This window comes from Pedobacter fastidiosus (assembly GCF_014306625.1).
In the GTDB taxonomy this organism is placed as follows: domain Bacteria; phylum Bacteroidota; class Bacteroidia; order Sphingobacteriales; family Sphingobacteriaceae; genus Pedobacter; species Pedobacter fastidiosus.
The window spans coordinates 89,704-112,511 of record NZ_JACRYL010000010.1 but is presented as its reverse complement, the minus strand read 5'-3'; the positions used below and the strand labels follow the sequence as shown (position 1 = coordinate 112,511).

20 protein-coding genes and 1 tRNA gene are annotated in these 22,808 nt (G+C 35.0%); 13 read left to right on the top strand and 8 right to left on the bottom strand.

The genetic code is table 11. The features are described from left to right. The first annotated feature begins 298 nt into the window (after positions 1-298). Both H7U22_RS12750 and H7U22_RS12745 read left to right on the top strand, forming a co-directional pair. Positions 299-4,336, top strand: coding sequence for a hybrid sensor histidine kinase/response regulator transcription factor (locus H7U22_RS12750; protein ID WP_248284742.1), 4,038 nt, complete (start codon positions 299-301; stop codon positions 4,334-4,336). A gap of 394 nt (positions 4,337-4,730) precedes the next feature. After that, the gene (locus H7U22_RS12745; protein ID WP_187071736.1) at positions 4,731-5,618 is read left to right on the top strand and encodes a polysaccharide lyase; all 888 of its coding nucleotides are present in this window, start codon (positions 4,731-4,733) and stop codon (positions 5,616-5,618) included. A 46-nt stretch (positions 5,619-5,664) separates the two neighbouring features. Here the strand turns inward: H7U22_RS12745 and H7U22_RS12740 are convergent, their stop codons facing one another. Further along, positions 5,665-6,327: an NAD-dependent epimerase/dehydratase family protein gene (locus H7U22_RS12740; RefSeq protein ID WP_187071735.1), complete on the bottom strand. Its 663-nt coding sequence runs from the start codon at positions 6,325-6,327 to the stop codon at positions 5,665-5,667. A 324-nt stretch (positions 6,328-6,651) separates the two neighbouring features. On the opposite strand from H7U22_RS12740, the gene H7U22_RS12735 reads away from it, so the two are divergent. Further along, a complete protein-coding gene (locus H7U22_RS12735; protein ID WP_187071734.1) occupies positions 6,652-6,885 on the top strand; it encodes a hypothetical protein in 234 nt (77 codons plus the stop codon). 10 nt (positions 6,886-6,895) lie between these two features. Here H7U22_RS12735 and H7U22_RS12730 read toward each other — a convergent pair whose 3' ends face one another. The 6 genes from H7U22_RS12730 to H7U22_RS12705 all read right to left on the bottom strand — a co-directional run bounded on the left by H7U22_RS12730 (position 6,896) and on the right by H7U22_RS12705 (position 12,118). Next, positions 6,896-8,974: a CehA/McbA family metallohydrolase domain-containing protein gene (locus H7U22_RS12730; protein ID WP_187071733.1), complete on the bottom strand. Its 2,079-nt coding sequence runs from the start codon at positions 8,972-8,974 to the stop codon at positions 6,896-6,898. 132 nt (positions 8,975-9,106) lie between these two features. Continuing rightward, positions 9,107-9,748: a hypothetical protein gene (locus H7U22_RS12725; RefSeq protein ID WP_187071732.1), complete on the bottom strand. Its 642-nt coding sequence runs from the start codon at positions 9,746-9,748 to the stop codon at positions 9,107-9,109. Between the two features lie 136 nt (positions 9,749-9,884). Continuing rightward, on the bottom strand, positions 9,885-10,181 hold the full coding sequence (locus H7U22_RS12720) for a GNAT family N-acetyltransferase (protein WP_187071731.1): 297 nt from the start codon (positions 10,179-10,181) through the stop codon (positions 9,885-9,887). A gap of 33 nt (positions 10,182-10,214) precedes the next feature. Continuing rightward, entirely contained in the window at positions 10,215-10,478 is a 264-nt protein-coding gene (locus H7U22_RS12715) for a hypothetical protein (protein WP_187071730.1), read from the bottom strand. 96 nt (positions 10,479-10,574) lie between these two features. Further along, complete coding sequence (locus tag H7U22_RS12710) at positions 10,575-11,375, bottom strand: response regulator (RefSeq protein WP_187071729.1); 801 nt, start codon at positions 11,373-11,375, stop codon at positions 10,575-10,577. A 41-nt stretch (positions 11,376-11,416) separates the two neighbouring features. Next, positions 11,417-12,118 carry a LytR/AlgR family response regulator transcription factor gene (locus H7U22_RS12705; RefSeq protein ID WP_187071728.1) on the bottom strand — a complete coding sequence of 234 codons (702 nt, stop codon included), beginning with the start codon at positions 12,116-12,118 and terminating at the stop codon, positions 11,417-11,419. A 239-nt stretch (positions 12,119-12,357) separates the two neighbouring features. On the opposite strand from H7U22_RS12705, the gene H7U22_RS12700 reads away from it, so the two are divergent. The 6 genes from H7U22_RS12700 (at position 12,358) to H7U22_RS12675 (ending at position 18,497) form a co-directional block, all read left to right on the top strand. Beyond that, positions 12,358-12,984: a peptidase M16 family protein gene (locus H7U22_RS12700; protein WP_187071727.1), complete on the top strand. Its 627-nt coding sequence runs from the start codon at positions 12,358-12,360 to the stop codon at positions 12,982-12,984. Positions 12,985-13,124: 140 nt separating this feature from the next. Next, entirely contained in the window at positions 13,125-14,474 is a 1,350-nt protein-coding gene (locus H7U22_RS12695; RefSeq protein ID WP_187071726.1) for a M28 family metallopeptidase, read from the top strand. Positions 14,475-14,518: 44 nt separating this feature from the next. Continuing rightward, complete coding sequence (locus H7U22_RS12690; RefSeq protein ID WP_187071725.1) at positions 14,519-14,986, top strand: TspO/MBR family protein; 468 nt, start codon at positions 14,519-14,521, stop codon at positions 14,984-14,986. A 48-nt stretch (positions 14,987-15,034) separates the two neighbouring features. Then, positions 15,035-17,332, top strand: coding sequence for a patatin-like phospholipase family protein (locus H7U22_RS12685; RefSeq protein ID WP_222621858.1), 2,298 nt, complete (start codon positions 15,035-15,037; stop codon positions 17,330-17,332). After that, on the top strand, positions 17,329-17,859 hold the full coding sequence (locus tag H7U22_RS12680; protein WP_187071724.1) for a hypothetical protein: 531 nt from the start codon (positions 17,329-17,331) through the stop codon (positions 17,857-17,859). Before H7U22_RS12685 ends, H7U22_RS12680 begins: the two co-directional genes overlap by 4 nt. A 62-nt stretch (positions 17,860-17,921) precedes the next feature. After that, positions 17,922-18,497 (top strand): 2'-5' RNA ligase family protein, encoded by a 576-nt coding sequence (locus H7U22_RS12675; RefSeq protein WP_187071723.1) that lies wholly within the window; start codon positions 17,922-17,924, stop codon positions 18,495-18,497. Positions 18,498-18,504: 7 nt separating this feature from the next. Here the strand turns inward: H7U22_RS12675 and tamL are convergent, their stop codons facing one another. After that, the gene (gene tamL / locus H7U22_RS12670; RefSeq protein ID WP_187071722.1) at positions 18,505-20,931 is read right to left on the bottom strand and encodes a translocation and assembly module lipoprotein TamL; all 2,427 of its coding nucleotides are present in this window, start codon (positions 20,929-20,931) and stop codon (positions 18,505-18,507) included. Between tamL and H7U22_RS12665 the strand changes: the two genes are divergently transcribed. The 4 genes from H7U22_RS12665 to H7U22_RS12650 all read left to right on the top strand — a co-directional run bounded on the left by H7U22_RS12665 (position 20,922) and on the right by H7U22_RS12650 (position 22,789). After that, the gene (locus tag H7U22_RS12665) at positions 20,922-21,668 is read left to right on the top strand and encodes a TrmH family RNA methyltransferase (protein ID WP_187071721.1); all 747 of its coding nucleotides are present in this window, start codon (positions 20,922-20,924) and stop codon (positions 21,666-21,668) included. The two genes, tamL and H7U22_RS12665, sit on opposite strands and share 10 nt — an antisense overlap. Before the next feature lie 69 nt (positions 21,669-21,737). Further along, positions 21,738-21,811: transfer RNA gene (locus H7U22_RS12660), tRNA-Cys, on the top strand. A 34-nt stretch (positions 21,812-21,845) separates the two neighbouring features. Then, a complete protein-coding gene (locus tag H7U22_RS12655) occupies positions 21,846-22,016 on the top strand; it encodes a spore protein (RefSeq protein ID WP_109927167.1) in 171 nt (56 codons plus the stop codon). Between the two features lie 104 nt (positions 22,017-22,120). Continuing rightward, on the top strand, positions 22,121-22,789 hold the full coding sequence (locus tag H7U22_RS12650; protein ID WP_187071720.1) for a DNA alkylation repair protein: 669 nt from the start codon (positions 22,121-22,123) through the stop codon (positions 22,787-22,789). Positions 22,790-22,808: the final 19 nt, after the last annotated feature.

Below are 22,808 nucleotides of genomic sequence, written 5' to 3'. Positions count from 1 at the left end.
AGCCGATCGCACAGCCACCCGTCATTCTCGCGCAGGCGGGAATCGCTCCGTAGGAGTCCCTTTGGGATATTGCGAGAGAAAAGAATAGCCAAAGCTTTAAGATTCCCAATCAAGTTGGGAATGACGACCGTTCGTGTTTAGTAGTTCAATTAATTGCCTACCGCTTAGCACCGCCACTTGTCCATACTGCGAAGGCATGAATAACGAAGCGCAGAGAACAGAAAAAATTCTGTTATATTTATCGCGTCAGACCAATCCCTAAATGACTACCCTAATCAGAAACTGTTTTATAATTATATTGATTTTCTCAATAGGAAACTGCTTTGCTCAAAACTTAAAGTTTAAGCACATTGGTATAGAAAACGGTTTATCAAATAGCACAATTGAATGTATTTTTCAAGATTATAGAGGGTTCATTTGGTTCGGTACAAGGGATGGTTTGAATAAATATGATGGTAATCAGATTACTGTTTTTAAACATGATAAAACGGCCAACAGCTTAAGTGATAATTTTATTAGATGCATTTTTGAAGATAAAAGCCACACACTTTGGATCGGCACTTCTGATGGGCTAAATAAATTCAACTCAGAAAAAAATAACTTCACATCCTATAAAGCTAAAGAAAAAACCAGCGACAATACCATCACTTCAATTAATGAAACCAAAAAAGGAATCTGGATTGGAACCTACGGTGGTGGACTTAATTTAATCGATAAAAACAAAAATACTTTTAGTCGCTATACTTACAAATCGGATTCAAAATCAAACCGAAAAGATTATATTAATGATGTTTTTTGCGATTTTTCTGGAAATATTTGGATGGCTAGCGATGCCGGAATTCAAGTTTTAAACTTAAAAACAGCCGAAGCAAAAACCATTAATGGATTAGAAAACTATACCATTAGAGCGATTAAAAAATTTAACGACAATAGTTTTTGGTTAGCAACTGAAGAGAGTGGAATGATCCATTTGGAAACAAAAACTAACGCCATAAAAATTTACCAGCATCAAGAAAAAGGCAAAAATAGTATTGGGAGCGATTTGGTTAGAGCAATTGCTTTTGATCAACAAAGAAAATTATGGGTGGGTGGCATAAATGGCGGATTGGATTATTTTGATCCTGCTACAGAAAATTTCAGTCACTACCAAAACGAACCCGGCAATGCATCAAGCTTATCTCAACGAACAGTATCTGCTCTTTTTGTTGATAAACAAGGTAATTTGTGGGTTGGAACACATCGTGGCGGCGTAAATTTGTATAGTCCGCAGGCAGAGAAATTTAAATTGGTTCGGCAAGAACCTAATAAAAATAGTTTGAGTTATAACGATGTAAGATCTTTCTGCGAAGATTATCAAGGCAATATTCTCATCGGGACTGATGGCGGTGGATTAGACACTTATAATAAATTAACCAAAACATTTACGCATCATCGATATAATCCGTTTGATTCGAAAAGTATCGGCGCAGATGCCGTTCTGGATATTACGCAAACCCAAAACGGAACAATCTTGGTTGGCACCTGGGCAGGTGGCTTAAATTTAATGAATAGCGATGGTTCATTTACCCGCTTCAATCATAATTCGAACGCGAATTCTATCACTTCAGATTATGTTCAAAAAACATTCGAAGACAGTAATAAAAACATTTGGATTGGCACATATTATGGCGGACTGAACCTTTTCAACCCTCAAACTAAACAATTTAAAAGAATTATTGAAGGTAAAAACGGCACTAAAATAATCGGGAACAACATCGTTTCTATTAATGAAGATCAGCACAAAAACCTTTGGATTGGAACAGATGATGGTGGACTAAACTGTTATAACTTAAGTACTCAAATTTTTACGCACTACTTTATTAGTGAAGGCAAACAGCCAGATTTAAGAGTGATTTTTGTAGATAGCAAAGGTAATTTGTGGATTGGCCAAGCTGGACTTTATCGTTTTGATCGAACAAAAAACAAGTTTAATCTCTATACAACAAAAGCTGGGTTAGGTAGCGAATTTATAAAAGGCATAACTGAAGACGAGAAAGGTAATTTCTGGATTTCGACTTCAAAAGGATTAACAAAATTTAACCCACAAAATCAAAGCTTTAAAAAATACAATACTGGCGATGGCTTACAGGGATTAGAATTTGAGGCGAATGCTTACATGAAGACGAAAAATGGGGAGATGTTTTTTGGTGGCGTTAATGGTTTCAACTCTTTTTTTCCAAATGACATTGAAACGAACAGCTTTGTTCCACCCGTTTACATTACCGAATTTCAAATTTTCAACCAAAAAATTTCGCCTAATACCGACGCTTCTGTACTGGAAAACGACATTAGTTACACCAAAGAAATTAAACTCGATTACGATCAGGCAACAATCTCTTTCCGCTTCGCGGGATTAAATTACGTTTCGAACGAGAATAACAACTACGCTTATAAATTAGATGGCGAGGATAAAGATTGGATTAGTATCGGAAATGTGAAACAGGCATTTTACACCAACTTAGATCCCGGAACTTATACTTTTCACGTAAAAGCATCTAACAACGATAACATTTGGAATAACAAAGGAACATCGCTAAAAATTATTATCTCTCCCCCTTTTTGGGCTACTTGGTGGTTTAGATTAGGGGCAATTGCTTTGGCTATTTATGTCGCTTACATCGCACTCAGCTTTAAACGCAGATTAGAGCTAAGAAAGATTGAAGAAGAAAAGCGGGAAGAAATCCACCAAACACAGCTTCAATTTTTTACCAACATCTCCCACGAATTCCGCACTCCACTCTCTTTAATATTAGGGCCCATTGAACGCCTTTTGAAAGAAGACACGCATGATTCTTTCCAAAATTATTACAATACCATCCATCGAAATGCAAACCGTTTGTTGCGGTTAATTAATGAGCTGATGGATTTTAGAAAAACAGCATCGGGAGCATTGAAATTGAATGTAATCAACGGAAATTTAAATCTTTTTATTGATGAAGTAGCGGAAGAATTTTCAGAAATGGCGACCGAAAAAAACATCAGTTTTACTGTAGAAAAAGATAATCTTCCAGAAAATATTTGGTTCGATCGGCAGGTAATTGAAAAGATTATCCTCAATTTAATCAACAACTCTTTAAAATATACAAAATCTGGCGGAACGCTAAAACTGCAAGTGCTTACTTCACTAGATAATTTTTCGCCAACATTTGAGAATCAACTAACGGTTAAAAGTGATTACGAGGCAAATTCGTACATCTATTTTCGGGTAATCGATAGTGGAATTGGCATCTCAAAAGAATCCATCGAACATCTATTCGAACGTTATTATCGCATCACCGAAACACATTTAGGATCAGGTGTAGGCTTGGCTTTTGTAAAAAGTTTAACCTTACTACACAAAGGATTAATTAAGGTATCGAGTGAAAGAAATGAGGGAACTGAAATTATTATCGGCATTCCAAATGGTAAAGAAGATTACAATCTTAGCGAACAGTTTAGTCAAACTACCGAGCAGGGCGGAACGAGATTGGAAAGTATTATATATAATTCAGAATCACAAACACAGAAAATTATAATTGAACAAGTAACCGAAAATTTAGATACGCGAATTCTTATCGTAGATGATAATGAAGAGCTTAGAACTTTTTTAAAGGAAACTTTAAGTCCGTTTTACCAAATAACAGAAGCCTCTGATGGCCGTTCAGGGTTGGAACAAGCTAAAAAAGATCTTCCCGATTTAATTATTAGTGATGTTATGATGCCGGGAATGAATGGAACTGAATTTTGCAAGATCATAAAAGATGATATCGAAACCAGCCATATCCCGTTTTTAATGCTTACCGCCAAAAACAGTATCGAAGCAGAAATTGAGGGTGCAACATCGGGCGCAGATTTATATTTTACTAAACCGATCAACATCAGTTTGCTCCAAATTACAATCAAAAATATTTTTGAGCAGAGGCAAAAGCTTAAAGATCATTACCTAAAAAACAAAGAAATAGAGCCAAGAGAACTCGCTCATTCAGAAAGAGACAAGGTTTTTATGGCTAAACTTATATCTATTATCGATGCACAAATGATTAATCCAGAAATGGATATCGATTATTTATGTAGAGAAATTGGGATGAGCAGAACCAAACTTTACCAAAAAATAAAATCCATTACTGGTCAATCCATTGGGGAATTTGTAAGATCGGCTAGGTTGAGAAAAGCCATTGAAATAATGAAAACCGAAGATGTTTTAATGACTGAAGTAATGTATAGAATCGGAATACAAACACAATCCTACTTCACCAAAGCCTTTAAAAAAGAATTCGGGGTAACGCCATCTAATTATATCCAAAGCCTAAGTAAATAACAGCAAGGGTAATCTTTAAGCCACAATCATATCAGGTATTATTATATAAATTTTGCATTTTTTTCTTGTGTACCAAGCGTATCAACCAGAAAATAACAACTCCGTTTATACATCAGTAAATCAGTTGTTTAGCAATTATACTGTTGCGAACAAAACGTACAAAATAATATATAACTATTTATAAATCAGATAATTATAAATTATTTAATTTGGATTTATGGTTTAACACCGTCTATATTTGTTTAATCAGATAATATAAGGACTAACCAAATTCTTCTCGAAAGGCAACATATGCCTTAAAAAAACAGAAAATCACAAAAGACTGCTATGGATAGTCTAGGACTTGACATTGCTTTTGAAAAACTAACCAAATCCCTAAATTAAAATCCAAGTTATGATGAATCAAAAATTTAATCTTTTGAAATTAACAGCTATTGCATTGCTTTCCATTTGCGTTTTCGAAAGTTGCCAAAAAGATAATGAGCAACCTATTGAACAAAATCTTCAATCCCCCCAAAAAAGCAGTTCAACTCAGGCACAATCCGTTGCGGTGGCCCAAGCTTACCCAAGCAATATTAACACACAGTTTACGCATCCAGATGGAACTTTTACCTATGGCGAAGCAAGTTCTGATTTTGGACAGGCTGCTATAACAGGTTGGAATGAAGGAAGAGCGTGGATTTCTGGAAACTGGGCTCGTGCTACAATAATGCCAAATTCAGTATCGAACGGGCTAATTGCTGGTGTAGATATTTCTGACGGCTCTGCTTACGAAGCCACTTACAAAGTCCGCTTTCATAGCCAATTTGATTGGAGCCGTGGTGGCAAAGTTGGGTTTGGTTTTCTTATTGGAGAAGGAAATACAGGTTGCGATATCGCATCAGATGGTAATGGTGGCAGTTTACGTTTAATGTGGTATAACACTGGAAGCAGAGTTTTCTTTCAGCCTTATGTTTATCATAGAGACATGGCTGGTCCTTGTGGAGATACTTTTGGAAAATCTTATCCGTCTAGCGGAAGTTTGGTACAAGGTGATACCTACACAGTGCATATGTACATTAAAAGCAATACCGGCTCTAATAAAAATGGATGGGTACAAGTAATTATTAACGGTACAACGGTTTTAGATCAATCTATCCGTTGGACAACTAATGATGCACAAAGGCTGATCAACAGATTATCATTCCATAATTTTAGAGGAGGAAAAGATGTTTCTGTATGGGGATCGGATCAAACCAGCTACATTTATTTTGATGATTTAGTTGTAAATAAGATACAGTAAAATTAAGTGCTATGGAGTTAAATTAATTCCATAGCCTTTTTCTATATTAAGCTTTTGCCAAAATTTTAAGATCTGCAACTTCCAAAACCTGTTTTGGATAACCCTTTAAAACAGCGTTAATCATTGCTAAACCTAAATCATGAATGGTATTGCCCTGCTTTGGAAATATCAGTGCCAGTAGTGGATATAAAAAATTAATCGCTTTGTAATAACCTCGAATATTTTGCTGGCCTTTGCTTGGCTTCATAAATCCTGGTCTAAAATTATAAACATTTTTAAATGGCAAACGCATTAAAGCATTCTCCGCTCTTCCCTTTACTCTAGCCCACATTACTTTTCCCTTTTCAGATCCATCTGTATGTCCACCCGAAATGTGATTAAAAACCATATCTGGATTTAATTCCAATAATTTGTTTGCAAAGTGCAATGGCGTATCATAAGTAATTCGACTGTAATCTGCCTCATTCATCCCACTCGAGCTAATTCCAGCACAATAGAAACAGGTATTATAACCCTTTAGTTGATCGGTAAAATCATCAATCTTAAAAAAATCTTGAATAATTAATTCTTTTAACTTAGGATACTTTAGATTAAAATGTTTCCGATTTACCATCAGCACTTCGCTAACATTTGCGTGTTCCAAACATTCTAGTAAAACACCTTCTCCAACTAATCCCGTAGCGCCCGTTATAATGACTTTTATATCCATAGTCTCTGCATTTTTTTACATTATTTGATCAATTTACTACTTTGAATTAAAAACCAATCACAAAACCATTTGTTACCCTAATAATTCTTTCATGTTTGAGCGCATGTTTGGGTTTAGATGGAACGGGCTTTTTGGGCTCGTTCCTTTTTTTTAAATCGATAATTCTAAAAACAATCCACAATATCGCTTTCCAGCGCATTTAAAATACCTAAATAAACCAACGTCACAATTACGTTACCAAACACAAAAGGGTAAAATTACTGTAGTATTAATTAGAGCGAAATGGGATTCTTGGTTATGGAAAATTCAAGCAAGATTAGCAAAATGAGTACCTTTTTACAAAAGGTTAAACAGCTTAGGGGTTTTGGTGATATGGATTCGTACAGTTTAGTTAGAGAGTTTAAAAATTTAGGCAATGTGCCTGATGAAGCCATCCATGGAATTATTGAAGATATGGCATCACCACAAACTTGGAACTTTGGCAAAATTGCCTTTATTCAAAACGTAGAAAATTTTATTCAGGATATCTCTACCAACAAAGTTGCCGAGCTTTCTTAACAGAAAACATTTAGTCTAACCAAATCATCTGTGTAAATGCGCCATTTGTGGCAATGTCCCAAGCTTCTACCCTCACCCATTTTCTACCCTTCAAATTAATCGACCACTTAAAAGTCTGCTTTCCAAAGGCCTGTGTAGCATTTAAATTAATACGATCCCGATAAACTTTATTTCCATCACCAGAAATTATTTCGACAAAGTTTAAAGGGAAAGTCCAGTTAAGTTGCATATTAACCGTTGCTTTACCCAATTGATCTAACTTTAAACTTTCGCCAGCACCTTTTCCATTAATATTAAAGGAAGGAATTAATACCTCGCCGGTAGAAACAAAAAATTTCCCACTTTTAATTACATCTAAAACCGGTTGCCAACCATCTTCATACTTTGGAATTTTATCCATTTGAAGATAGTTTACGTTTAAATGTGCATACATTTCGTTCTGCTCTGTTATGGTAAAAATATCTGCTTCAGAAATTACGTGTTTTTTCAAGCCCCAATTGGCCATGTCATCCATTAAATCGAGTACGCGTTTGCTTAAAGTTGGCAATGATAAATCTGCAGGAATCGCCTTCCATGCAGCGCCCATATAGGTGTCCGATTTAAAAAAAGCTTCTTCTTTGTACTTATCTGGATATCCTGTTGATGCTTTCGTACGAGCATGTGCAACCCAAGCCAAACCTTTTTCCTGTTCTAATAATTTCAGCATTTCATTCTTATCGCCAACGTGATAAACTTTTCCATACTTGGCATCGTTCATTTCGAACGGGGTATTTTCGTTTTTAGACATTACCCAATAAACAGGTTTTGGAAAAAATGCAAGCCAATGCCCACCATAAAAATTGTTGGCTTCTTCTCCAGGGAGTAACAGAAAATTAGCATCCGATAATCTTTTAGTTTGTTCAAATAACGAACTTAATTCTTTTAACCTCGTGCTATCTGGTCCTTTAGGGTGCCCCGGCCCATGAAATTCTGCCAACTTAACAATATTCAAACCTGTGTTTTTTAAAACTTCTACAAACTCCGGTTTTTCTGGAATTGGTTTTCCACTAAGGGCAACATCAGAAATAAATTCGTTGTGGAAATGGCTTGCCATTGTTTTATAACCAGGTAAAGGAATATAAGAATCGTTATGTGTAAATTTCTTTACCTCGGCCAAGGCAGTTTCAGCTTGCTCCGTACTTATCAAACAGAAAAAATTAAGGCGTTGCTTTGTATCCGGTTTTGCATTAAACCAAGGCACATAACGTTTATCGCCTAATGGATCTTGACGAATGCCGATGCCAAAACCAGGAATTAAGTTTAGATAATTGTTACCATACCAAGTAAATTTAAGGTTAAAGGCTTCATCTAAAGGATAAAAATATTGATGTGGTGCAGGAAAAAGCGCTAAACTTCCGGCTTTATTTTCGCCAATTACAGTACGGTATTTAACTTCTAAATTTTTGCTTTGATCGGTTAATGCTGGTTTAACAGATTGCATTTGTTTCTTTACATCAGACCATGCAATACTCCCCCAAACATCTGTTTTGCTGGTTAAGCCTGCATCGTACAAAATTGCGGTACTATCAACTTGGGTTGATAAGACCGCAGCAACATTAAACAAAGGACTTCCATTATAAAGCGTAATTTCTAAATCGCCACTAAAAGTGGTCGATTTTAATTGAGAAATTTTGATAATGGTTTGCGAGCCATTGGTTTGAACACTGGCCTTGCGTTTATCAAACTCGACCAAATTAGTGGTATATGGCCTCGTCGGAACTCGATCAAAAAACACATCCCAACCACCACTAGCCGGACTTAGCGTTCTTTTCCCTACTCTAAGAACGAAAGCAGGATCGAGATTTTTAGCAACTTCTTTAAATGTTCCATTTTTGCTTAAGAAAATCCTATTAAAAAGTGGCTTGTTCTGATCCAAATCTAAAACCATTTTTCCAGATGCTGATTTTCCTGTTGGCCAGCTAACCGTTATTACCTTTTTGCTGACGGATACTGTTGAACCATTTCTCTTGAAACGGCTTAAATCGACTGGAATTTGTGCTTTCAAGAAAAATGGAGAAACGAATAGGAACAATAGAACAAGTCTTTTCATTAGGAATGAGATTTGGTTAGATTAAAAATTCTATTGCAAGATAACACCGGTTAAACGTTTTACCTAATTTCATGTAGAAAAACATTTAAAGCGAAAATGCCTCACAGTTAAAATGAAGCATTTAAATTTTCTTTAATATACGCTGATAATTATTCGATCATCAGAACCTTGAACTGATTTTAACTGTCCCATTTTATCTTCAGAATCAAATCGATCATAATAGCTAAAAGTAATGCCGGCTAATGATTTGATGTTACCGATAAGCTCACTTTTGTCAAATCGATCGAAATAATCAGCGCTCATTCCATCTATTGATTTTACTTTGCCAGCTTTTTCATTAGAGACGAATCGATCATAATAACTAATGGAGGTACTGCCAAGCGATTTAATTTTTCCTGAAGCACTCGCATCTCCAAACCGATCGTAATATTCGATACTTAAACCATTAATTGATTTGATTTTACCCTGAATTTCGTTTGAGCTAAATCGATCGTAATAGTCAAAGGTTATATTATCTATAGATTTAAGCTTTCCATTTTTCTCCGCTCCATCAAAGTTTGTGTAGTATTCAAAACTTTTTCCTTCTAGATAAGGATCCAAAATTTCACCATCTAAACTAAGTGAAATGATATTATCATTTACAAAAATATTAACAGAATGGATACCAAGCGTATAGTTGGATCTGCATAGATTAACCGAAGAAAAGGTTTGTGCGCTCGCCATGAGCCCGATGCCCGTAAATAACACGAGCAAAAAATTGCGTTTAAATTTCATATTTAGATTTCATTTGTGTGTAGGATAAATATAATCATTACGAACACAAATTAATTTCTTCACTATATTTTTTACAAAAAAAGAATCCCCAACTTGGTTAAAATCGAGGATTTAAAATATTGTTATTTCAGTAAAACTAATTCTCCTTTTCCCAAAGATCTGCATATAAATCTGGGTGGCGAATAAATTGCGCATGAACATACGGGCACAGTGGAATTACTTTAAGTTTTTGCGCTCTTGCATAGGCAACCATTTCGGCAAGCAATTGGCCTGCATAACCATTGCCAGATTGATCTTCATCTACTTCAGTATGGTAAACTGTTAAATTGCCGTCTTTATTTTCAACAATCATTTCACCAATTTTTACTTCTTCGAGATAAAGATTAAAAGCGCTCGGCTCATTCGGTAAAGTCTCAAATTTAATTTCTGCCATCTTAAGTTTTGCTTTAAAAACTAAATTTAAGATTTAATAATTAATTTCGGTCAACAACAATCCTCTTTCGCCAGTTATAGTTTCTATAGTTTGTAATCCCTTTGCGGATTTGTGTGGTAACTCAATAGATTTAATGATTAAATGCTTGGTAGAAAACCTAAGATTATTCTGTACGCATAAAACATCCTCTTCGTTTACTTTTTGAAAATCATAATCGTAACCACTCTTTTGGAGGTTAATAATGCTATTGGTTAAGGATGGATTAAAAATTCTTAATCCTTTTTTTCTGCCATTCATAATCCATCAAATTTTATAAACTAAATCACCATAATAAATATAATAATAAGAAATTAAAAAACACAAATAACTGTAATTCAAATAATTAAACCTAAATCAACCTGCTGTTGCTAAAAACTGTCTCGCTTCTTCCCTAGCCCTTTTGCAAACCAAACTAATAATTCCAATCCGTGCTTTTAACTGCTCATAGTTTAACGTATTTCGTTCTATTGCATCTAAATGAGATTCTAGTTTTGAACGCAATCCCATTATAAAAATAGTAGAGTGCATTTGGTGTGCAACAAACTTAAGTTCGGCAACATCCTCTTTTATCAAACATTCATCTAGCATATTTAGGTTCTCCGAAATTTTTTCGCAGAACTGTTCTGTCAATCTTTTTTCGAAAACCTTATCGCCCATGCTGATCTGTTTCAGGTAGTCAAAATCAATTGTTTGATAATCTTTCACTTTCTCTATATCCGCTTTTCTTTTAATAGCGTTAGAAAAAATTTCTTGTGGCAGAAACTGTGTAAGCACGCCAACCAACTCTATTTTGCTTATTGGTTTCGAAAAACAGGCATTCATCCCGGTTTCAAAACACTGCTCCTTAACATCATCAATATCATGAGCTGTTATTGCCACAATAGGCGTATCTACATTTAAAACCTCTCTAATCTCTTTAGCTGTATTATATCCGTCCATTTTGGGGAGTTCAATATCCAATAAAATCAGCTTATACTTTTTTTTACGTAGGATATCTATGGCTTCAAAACCGTCATTAACGACATCAAAACTCACCTCATACTCATTAAAATAGTAAGAAAATAGTTTTTGATTGATGGAATTATCTTCTACAAGCAAAACATCAACCGAGTTATTTTGAGCATCGCCTTTTAATTTTTCTATTTCTCTGTCCATAATAACGTGCTTTAGTAGGTATAATTTTTTATAGGTTTTGTTTAAAGTATTTGCATTCTTTTATTTAGTGCGGAACGGTAAGCATCCGAAACGGGGACAAAATTTTTATTAATAATTAATGTGCTTCCCTCAATTGTATCTATCTTACCTAAGTTAACAATGAAAGATCTGTGCACCCTCGAAAAAGTATCTGCCGGCAATTTATCTTCAACCGATTTTAATGAAGAATGAATGGAATGAACTCTATCGCTTAAATAAATTTTAACATAATCTCCTTGCGCTTCTAGGTAACAAATATCATTTAGCTTAACTCTTCTAATGATATTAGAATCTCTAATAAAGATGAATTCATCCTTTTTAGACCCTAAAAAAAAAGCGTTATTTTTATGTTTATAAATGTCTTTTGCTTTAATAACCGACCTCAAAAATCGATCTGGAGCAACTGGTTTCGTAATAAAATCAACAACGTTTAAATCAAATGCTTCTGCAGCATAATCCCTTTTAGAACTGATAAAAATAATTAGTGGTTTGGAATGCCCCAATCCTTTAACCAACTCAATACCCGATATTCCAGGCATTTCTACATCCAAGAAGATCAAGTCTATTTTACTCGCTTCTAAATGTCGGTAAGCTTCATTGGCATCTTTACATTCTGCAACCAAATTCAATGATTCCTCGAACGTAACTAAATGTTTAATTACGATTCTGCAAATTATATCATCATCAACTATGAGGCAATTCATTTAGTACTTTATGGATATCTGATTAAATCTAATACAACCTATTGAAAAACTTTTGAATTAAATGCTAATGAACAAAATGAATAAATTTCGACTTTTTAGAAAACCATAAAATAATTCGACACGTATATTACCGCATTCGTCGAGGAATTTTGCCTTTTTACCTCGTTATCATTGGCTTAACAACTTAGCGGATATAATTTTGCAGAAATAAAAAGAAAACAAAAATTAAATAAAAGCTTATGAATAAGATCAAAACAACTTTATTAACTTCCCTAATCCTCCTCTCCTTCCTAAACAGTAATGCACAAAATGGTCTAAAAGAGCCGGTAACTTTCAAGCTCAAAAATGGTATGACAATCATTGTTTCAGAAAACAGTCGTTCGGAAAAAGCCTTTTCGAGTTTTACTTTGGATGCCAAAGCCTTTCAGAATAAAAAAGATGGTGTAGTAGAATTATTAAATGCGGTGCTTAATGAAGGTGTTCAAAAAAATGATCACATAAGCTTTAAAGATAACAGTGGAAAACTTGCCACAACTGCAGTAGATTTTGATGCTGAGTTAACTGCTTTTGCATCGAATATTGAGAATGCTCAAATTGATCAAAAAACTTTTAATATTGCCAAAGCAAAACTAATTGCAAGCTTAAAACTTCAAGATTATGATTATGATCAAACCGTAACGGAAAATTCTATAAACGCACTTTCTTTAGCTGATGTTCAAGATTTCTACAACGAAATTACCCCAGCTAAAACCTATTTAACCATTGCTGGCGATGTAAATGTTAACGATGCCAAAAATTCGGCAAAGAAAGCATTTGGAAACTGGAACAAAGGCGAAAACAATACCATTGCCTCTCTTTCAAAATAACACATTGTCTTCGCTATATATTATATGCCTCTCGATTAACATCGAGGGGCATTTTTATGTTTAAAATGTTACAGTAAATACCAAATTTCCTATTATACATTAGCCAATGATTCAATACATTAGCTTTCTTATTAAACAACATGAAAAAAATCTACTCCCTAGTATTTTTAATTGCTATAGCATCATCAGTTAAAGCTCAAACGTTAATCAATCGCCATGCAGATTTGGATAAAATGGTTAAGGCCGTTAATCAGGATTCTTTAAAATCATACATCTCTAAAATGGTCACCTTTGGCACAAGAAGTACCATAAGCGATATTAAAAGCAAAACAAAGGGAATTGGCGCAGCCAGAAATTGGGTGGTAAGCAAGTTTAATCAGTTTGCAAAACAAGGCGATGGCCGATTGACAGCTTTTTTAGATACAGTTACTTTACAAGCCGATGGAAAAAGAGTAGACAAAGCGATTCTTTTAGGAAATGCGGTTGCCATTTTGAAGGGAACGGATGCAAATGATAAACGAGTTTATGTTGTGAGTGGCCATTTAGATAGCCGGGTAACAGATGTAATGAACCGAACTAGTGATGCGCCTGGCGCAAACGATGATGGTAGTGGAGTTGCGGGGGTTATCGAGGCCGCAAGAATAATGAGCCAATACAAGTTTTCTGCAACGATAATTTTTGTTGCCGTAAGTGGCGAGGAACAATCTTTATTGGGATCGGGCTTTATGGCCGCAAAAGCCAAAAAAGAAGGCTGGAATATTGATGCCATGCTCAACAACGATATGATTGGGAGCAACAACAGCAGCGAAACCCAAATTATCGACAATACCAAGCTGCGTGTGTTTAGCGAAGGTTTACCCAGCTTCGAAATCGAAAAAAACGCCAAAAACATTCGTCAGTTTGGTTTAGAAAATGATGGAAAAAGCCGACAGTTAGCCCGTTATGTTAAAGAAATTGGCGAGCGTTATGTAGATCAATTAGAGATAAAGCTTATTTATAGAAACGATCGCTTTTTGCGAGGCGGAGATCATACGCCTTTTGTCGAGAACGGATTTACCGCAGTTCGCATTACAGAAATGAACGAAAATTTTGATCACCAGCACCAAGATTTAAGAACGGAAAATGGAATTAAATATGGCGATTTACAGGAATTTATGGATTTCGAATACCTGAGAAAAAACACAGCGGTAAATATTTCTGTTCTTGCAAATTTGGCAAAGGCGCCATCAGAGCCAACCGAAGTTAAAGTTGATGTTAAAAACCTAAGCAACTCTACTTTTTTATATTGGAAAGCGCCAGTAAATGGAGCTGTAAAAGGTTATTATGTTTTAATGCGTGAGACCAGTAGTCCAGTTTGGCAAAAGAAATTTTTTACCAACGCAACAGAACTTAGGTTGCCATATAGTAAAGACAATTATCTTTTTGCCGTTCAAAGTGTTGGAAACGAAGATAATGAGAGTCTACCCGTAGTTCCTGGCATTGGCCGTTAACAAAATATTTAGGTTTTATCGTTGTTTAAACTCAATTTAGCGGCATGAAATTTTTGGCTTTTATTTTAAATATAATTTTAACCCTAAGCGTTGGCGCATTGGCTGCATATGCAACGGCAGAATCTGTAAGAGTTTGGTATCCAACATTAAACAAGCCTTCTTTCAACCCACCAAATTGGCTATTTGCGCCAGTTTGGACAACCTTATATATTCTAATCGGAATTGCAGCCTATCTCGTTTGGATAAAAAGAGATAAGATTGTTCATTTTCCAAGAACGATTGCCATCTATCTAATTCAGCTAATTTTAAATTTAGCTTGGTCATTTATTTTTTTCTACCTCCATGAAATCGGTTTTGCCTTAGCAGAAATTATATTGTTGCTAATTTTCATTGTTATAAATGCACTAACTTTTTACAAGATTGATAAATGGGCAGGTTATTTATTTATTCCATATATACTTTGGGTAAGTTTTGCATCATTTTTAACATACAACATCTTCATATTAAACTAATTTTAAAAGAAAACCCTATTTTTAAGGGTGGTAATTTTTAAAAGATACTTGCTGATCCTCTTCGTTTTGTGCTGTACCCAATTGCGGGCGCAAAAAGTTGGCCTTGTTTTTAGTGGTGGTGGCGCTAAAGGTTTGGCGCATATTGGTACGCTAAAAGCATTAGAAGAAAACCATATCCCCATCGATTACATTACCGGAACATCAATGGGTGGCATAGTTGGCGCTATGTATGCCGCAGGTTATTCTCCGGCTCAGATAGAAAAAATTGCGCTCAGTAATGATTTTCAAAACTGGATTAATGGAAGATATACAAGTGATTACACCTACTATTTTCAAAAGAATGAGCCAAATGCATCTATGCTTACCGCAAAGGTTGCCATAGATACTGGTTTTCATTTCAGCTTCCGCTCTAATTTAATTAATGATATTCCATTAAATTTTGCCTTTTTAGAACTTTTTTCTCAAGCTTCTGCAGCCTCAAAAGATAATTTTGACAACCTCTTTGTTCCCTATCGTTGCATGGTTGCCGATGTACTTTCCCAAAAAAGTATCACCGTAAGTAAAGGAAGTTTAGCAGAGGCCGTTCGTGCAACGATGACGGTGCCCATTATTTACCGACCTATAAAATTGGACGGGAAATATGTTTTTGATGGTGGCCTTTACAACAACTTCCCTGCCGATGTTATGGAAAAGGAATTCAAACCCGATTACGTGATCGGCGCAAATGTTTCTTCAAAAACGTATAACGAGTACCCAAAAAATAACGATGACCGCTTGATGAACCGTTTTTTGGTTTTTATGTTTCTTTCTAAATCAGATTCGACTATGATTGGTAAAAATGGAGTTTACATTCAACCCGATTTAGCCGATTACAGCGTTACAAATTTTAGTCCGGTAGCAGAGCTGATAAAAAAAGGTTACGATGCAACAATCGCAGATATGCCTAGAATTAAGGCTTTAATTAGTAAAAGAATTAGCGACGAAGAACTAGCCAAGCGAAGAGAAAAATTTAACAAACAAAAACCCGATCTCGTTTTTAGCAACATCACCGTCAGTGGCGTAAATAATCAACAGAAAAAATATATCGAGCGCCTTTTTAAAAGTGATAAAGAAACTTTTAATCTACAGGATATTAAGCGTGGGTATTATAAATTAGTCGCCGATCAAACTTTCGAAACCGTTTATCCGAAAATATCCTATCAGGCGGCGACAGATAGTTATACTTTTGAAGTGGTGGCACAGCCCAAAAAAAGCTTCAAATTAGATTTGGGTGGCAATATTTCGACCAGACCAATAAGCAATGTATTTCTTGGCGCAGAATATAATTACCTAAATAGAAAGGCTTATACCTTTGGAACAAGCTTCTATTCTGGTCGTTTTTACGAATCTGTACAACTAAATGGCCGAGTAGATTACCCAACAAAGCTCCCGCTTTTTTTAGCTGCAGAACTTACTTACAACCATTGGAATTACTATAATACGAGCCAGATTTTTATTGAAAATCCGCATCCGATTTACATAGAGCAATCAGACCGGAAAATAGATTTGATGATTGGAATGCCGTTAAATTACAATACTAAAATTGTACTTCACTCTACATTTATAAACAATAGTGATCGGTATAGCCCAAACAATACCTTTGCAGTGGGCGATTTATTGGACGAAACAAATTTTAATGGATTTAGAGGCTCGTTAAAACTCCAGAAGAATTCACTTAACAGAAAACAATACGCCACCAACGGACAAAGTTTTTCGTTAAGCTTCAGTTACACAACAGGGCGAGAAAATTACGATCCTGGGAATATTTTCCGCAATACGCCAGGCTTTACCAAACTTCCAGAATCTAGTCATTTACACCATTGGGGCAGCATAAAACTCTCACAAGAAAACTACTTTTTTCACCTTAAAAAATATACTTTTGGATACTTAATAGAAGGTGTAATTTCAAACCAGCCCTTATTTAGCAATTATTATTCTACCCTTTTGGTTGCACCGGCATTTTATCCATTGCAAGATAGCCGTTCGCTATTTCTTGATCGATTTAGAGCCACAACTTATATAGCAGGTGGAATAAAAAACATTTATAATTTCAGAAAAAATTTAGATTTTAGATTAGAAGGTTATTTATTTTTACCTCATAAGGAGTTCGAATTAAATAATTTTCAAGATGTAGATTATGCAAAAGCGATAACTAAACTGCGTTATGCTGCCACCGCCGGACTTGTTTACCACACGCCATTAGGCCCTGTAAGCTTAAGTTATAATTTATATAATGATGCAGTTAAAAGAAATGGTGTATTATTGCATATTGGCTACTTAATTTATAACAAACGTTCTATCGAATGAAACGAGTATTTATATTATCCATCCTCTGTTTAATTGGCTTTTATTGTTCGGCACAAACCGCAGCCATTAACAATTTTCTGGTAAAAGAAAACCTGCTAAAAAACAGCAAACTGGCAATAATTGCTGCAGATTCTTTAAACAACCCGAACGAAAAAATTAATGGAATTTATACTTTTAGCGTAAGTGGATTTACTCAAAGTCTTAAATTTAATGATGGGATTGCCGTTTTACAACTGCCAATTGATAAATCTACTTTCATCTATATCAAACATCAAAACGATGCTGGCACGCACAGCAAGTTGGTTTATGTTTACAAAAAAGACACCGATTTAACACCTTATGCAATTAATAGTCTTTGGCTCTTTATCATTCCAATCATCTTAGTAATTATTGCCTTTGCCTTTAGGAAACTAATCATCTTCGTTGTAATTGCATTTTTAGTTTTCGTTTATTTTAATCACAGTAGTGGATTAAACTTGGCAACCTTCTTCGAAAGCATCTTTGATGGCTTAAAAAATCTCTTCTGATAAAGTAAAATAAATATTTTATTGCTTTTCATTTTTGCTAAAAATATTAGTAAATTTGAGTTATGGAAAATTTATTTTTAGTTTGTTTAGTTCCGCCTCTTTCAGTTGTGGAAGACATTGATGTGATTAGAAATGAAATTGCTGCTCAATTTAATGTGCATGAATCTTTAAAACGGCCTGCGCATATTACATTGTATAATCCTGTTAAATTATCATCAAAAGAGCAGGAAGAAGGATTTTTCAAGAAACTTGATGAAGCTGTGTTTGCTCCACCCTTTACCCAGGTATTAAAAAATTTCAATTCATTTCCGCCACATACTATTTTTATCGATGTAGATCATAACGAAGGAATTATGAATCTTCAAGCTGAGATAAAAAAGGCGCTGAAACCTATGGCTTTGTTGGAAAAGGCAGATCAACCTAAATTTAATCCGCACCTTACTATAGCATTTAAAGATGTAAAGCCAGCCGTTTATCCCCTAATTATGGATAAGTATAAGGAAAGGAAATTTCAGCGGACATTTGAAGTTAATGGGTTTTCTGTTTATAAACATATTGATAAAATATGGCAACCTTTTAAGGAATATACCTTCAAAAATCCACAAGAAAAACCTAGGCCCTTAAGCCTTTTCGGCTAAAAAAATTTTAGAAAGGCATTCCAATTCCAAAGTTATATTGAACAAATCGGTAAGTATCGGGACCGTGTGTTGCATTATAACTATCTTTAAAGTCACGAGACCCAGAAAAATACTTCCCAATTACCCATTGATCTGATCCTGAAAACTGAGGATCTTTCAATTTCAAACCAATATCAAACCTGAAAACAAAGTACTGAACATCATATCTTAATCCAAAACCAGTACCAATTGCAACTTGCTGAGCCAGTTTGCTTAGTTTAAACAGAGTAGCCTCATTTGTTGTTGTTGTACCATCGGTTGCGGTTGATGTTGTTTTATTTACATTCCAAACATTACCAGCATCGATAAAAGTAGCGCCCTTTAATGTAGCTCCAAAGAATTTTTTAGCAAGGGTAAATCGGTATTCAAAATTACTTTCTATTTTGAACTCACCAAGCTGATCTAATCCGAATAACGATTTCCTTAACAAATCATTCGGGAGCGTTTCTCTGTTGTAATTTCCAGGACCTATTGTTCTTGCTTGCCATGCCCGAATACCGCTAGATCCACCGGCAAAAAATAGCTTTTCGAATGGAATACCCGTAAGGATAGAATTTCCATAAGCATAAGCAATACCGGTGTTTAGACGAGCGATAAATTGTTTTTCGCCACCTAGAGATTTATACCACCTTAAATCAACCTCTGGACGAACATATTGATTAAAAGGTAATCCGAAAATTTTGGCAGGATCATTATTTGATGGATCACTTTTAGAACCTGTAAGTTTTGAAATACCTTGAAGCAGATTTCCAGCAATATCCATTCCAGCCCTTAAATAAACAAAGGTTCTAAATTGGCTCAACTTATCTGCATTCAAAGAATAGTTATACTTCATGCCAAGTGTTAAATCTTTTCTTCCCAAAAGGGTTGCGTAATACAAATTATTGAGCACAGTGGCCGCATCTACACCATCATACAAATTTCCAAATCGATATTCGAAATTTAATGGGGTAAAAGAGTGAAGTTTAGACTTGGTTTCAAACCAATCGTAAGTTACTGAATTAATAAAAATACGTCTTACTGAGACATCCTTTTGTAGTGCATAAATATAACTGGATGAAAATGTAGTATGAGGCATTCCATTTCCACCTAGGGTTGGTTTGTAAAACGGAATTAATAATCGAGGTACTGTAATACTTGCACTGATTGAAAAATCTCTTTGATAAATATCTTTAAATGGTGAAGTTCCATTTCCAATTCTAGATTGCAAACCTCCCTTTAACTGAAGCTCAAATCGCTCTGCGCCCCTGAATAAATTATTATTGGTGTAAGTATTACTTAAGTTAAAACCAACCGTACCACCATTAAAAGGAACTTCTCCCTCAATCCTATTACTCATTACCTTTTGAGGAATTAACTGAATTACAGGGTTTATTTTGTTGGATGTACTGTCTCTATTAAAATAATCAATCTTAACGTTTTTAAAAACATTTAGTTCGTATAATCGATCATATGTTAAGTTCTCATTTCGGATATCGTAAAGATCTCCTTGTTTCAAAAAGTCATAACGGGTTATAGGATTCCGTCTATAGCGCTTGGATAAATCGGTGAAAGATAAGCCATGAGTTGTATCTCTACTTACATAATTTCTCAGCGAATCTGGGAAACCATCAGGGCTTGGAGCTATAATAAGGTAGGTTGTACCAATATTGTATTGCTTGTGAGGACCTTTCTCTGGATTGGTTACATTTAATCTTAAATCAACTTTGTTCGTTTTTGAAGTTACTTCTGCGCCCACAACATCGAAATTAACATACGGACGCAGGAAATAGAAATAGCCATTTTCTTTCATCACATGATAAATCTGCTCACGCTCATAGCTTAACGAATCTTCATCATACTGCATTCCAGTATGCAGGTGTGTTAAACCTGGTTTATTAGATTCGTAAAGTTGCTTAATTTTCGAATTAGAGATAGAATCGGATAGTTTATCTACAAAATATGCTGGCCCTGGCTTTGCACTAAATTTCAATTCAGCTTTCTTATCCTTAACCTTAATATCCGAAGTTACCTGAGCCTGAAAATAACCTTTGCTTTTTAGAAATTTTTGAATCTGTGTACGCGATATTTCCACCAAAGTGCTATCTAAAATAGCGGGGGGCGTACCAAATGGTTTTATATTATTGGTTTTATAACGGCCATCTTTCGTGTTGAATAAATTGTAAAGTGGAACGTTGATACTAAATGCAGATGCAGGACGAATATCCTTTTGAACATAATTGTATGCTTGTTCCTCAAATTTTTTATCAACACTATCAATGGTAACTTTTTTTACGATAGATTGGTAGTCAGCGATGTATTTTGTTGATGAACAGGCCTGTATTAACACAATAATAAATAGTAATATTGCAGGGCTTTTCAGTTTATAATTTATTAAGTATTTGTATGCTTTCAAAATCTCAGATTAGTTTTGTAAAATCGTTACATCAAAAAAAATACCGTAAAGAGCATGGTTTATTTCTTGTTGAAGGTATAAAATCCTTTAAAGAATTTATAAAATCCAACTATAAAATTCATAGCCTATTCTATACAAGTGAACAATACAATTTGTTACCCAAATTGCCCGCAAATATAAACTTATTTGAAGTAAACAACGTTGAATTGAGCAAGATTAGTACTTTACAAACTCCACAAGGCCTAATTGCTTTAATTTATATTCCTCATAATCAAAAAATAAATCCCACAGATTTAAAAAATCAGTTTACTTTGGTGCTCGATGGCGTACAAGATCCAGGGAACATGGGTACAATTATTAGAACCGCAGATTGGTTTGGCTTTAAAAATATTATCTGTTCAGATGATTGCGTAGAAGCCTATAACCCTAAAACTGTGCAGGCCACCATGGGCTCATTGGCTCGTGTAAATGTACATTACGAAGATTTAAACTTGTTACTCGAAAGCAATCAAATACCGGTTTTTGGCGCACTTTTAAATGGCCAATCAATTTATAAAGCGAATTGGGGTACTGAGGGTTTAATTATTTTAGGGAATGAAGGAAAAGGGATTACGGATCAGGTAATTAAAAAGATTAATCAACCCATTACCATTCCAAGAATTGGCGAAGCAGAATCTTTAAATGTAGCCGTAAGCGCTGCCATTTTTTGCTCGGAAATTGTAAGAGTTAAAAATTAAAAAGATTTATTGTTCGTTTATATTTGCTAAGTAACTATTAATTGCTATTTTTGCAACCTTGAATTTCAAGGTCGAGTGGCCGAGTGGCTAGGCAGAGGTCTGCAAAACCTTCTACAGCGGTTCGAATCCGCTCTCGACCTCCATTTGTACAAATAAAAATAATAAAAGGTTATTACCATGGCAGTTACCAGATTAAAAAGAAAAGACAGAAGAAATAAAAACTTTGCTCAACAAGATGTAGATTTTTTAAAGAGAGCAACTAACATTGAGTTAGGAAGTCGCTCTGCACAACCTAAAAATGACCAATTAGCTAAAAACAACGCTGTTTTAGCTGCTTTGGCAAAATAGTTTTTAGAAACTTCTTTAAAGATTTAAAGCATCCTATTGATCACAGGATGCTTTTTTTATGCCCAAAATTTAAATAAATTTGGAATTATAAAACCAACTGAACCATGAATCTTCAAGATACCCTTTCTACCCTTGAATCACTCGCAGATGAAAAAGTTCGTAAGCAACATTTAAAAAGTGGAGCTCGCGAAAATCTTTTTGGCGCTAAAATGGGAGACATTAGAACGGTGGCAAAGAAGATTAAATCCGATCATCCATTGGCACTTGAACTTTGGAAAACCGAAAATATTGATGCTCGGATGCTGGCCATTTTAATTCTCAATCCAAAAGAGTTATCTCCAGAAGAAATTGAAAAGATGGTATCTTCAGAAACCTTTGCTTGGGCTGCAGATTGGTTTTACAATTATATAGTTAAAGAATATCCCACTAAAGAGCAATTCAGAGAAAAGTGGATAAATTCAAATGACAAAATGCTGGCTCGTGCTGGCTGGAGCTTAACCAGTGGTCGTATTGCTAGAGAACCTGAAGGAATAAACATTCCAGAAATACTTAATAGAATCGAATCTGAAATGCAAAATTTGCCAACAGAAATTCAATGGACGATGAATTCTGCCTTGGTACAGGTTGGCATTCATCATCCAAATTATAGAGAAAGGGCGTTAGCTATTGGAGAAAAACTTGGCATTTATCGTGATTATCCGGTTTCGAAAGGCTGTACTTCTCCCTTTGCGCCGATCTGGATAAATGCAATGGTGAGCAGACAGAAACAATAATTAATCATTGCATTTAATA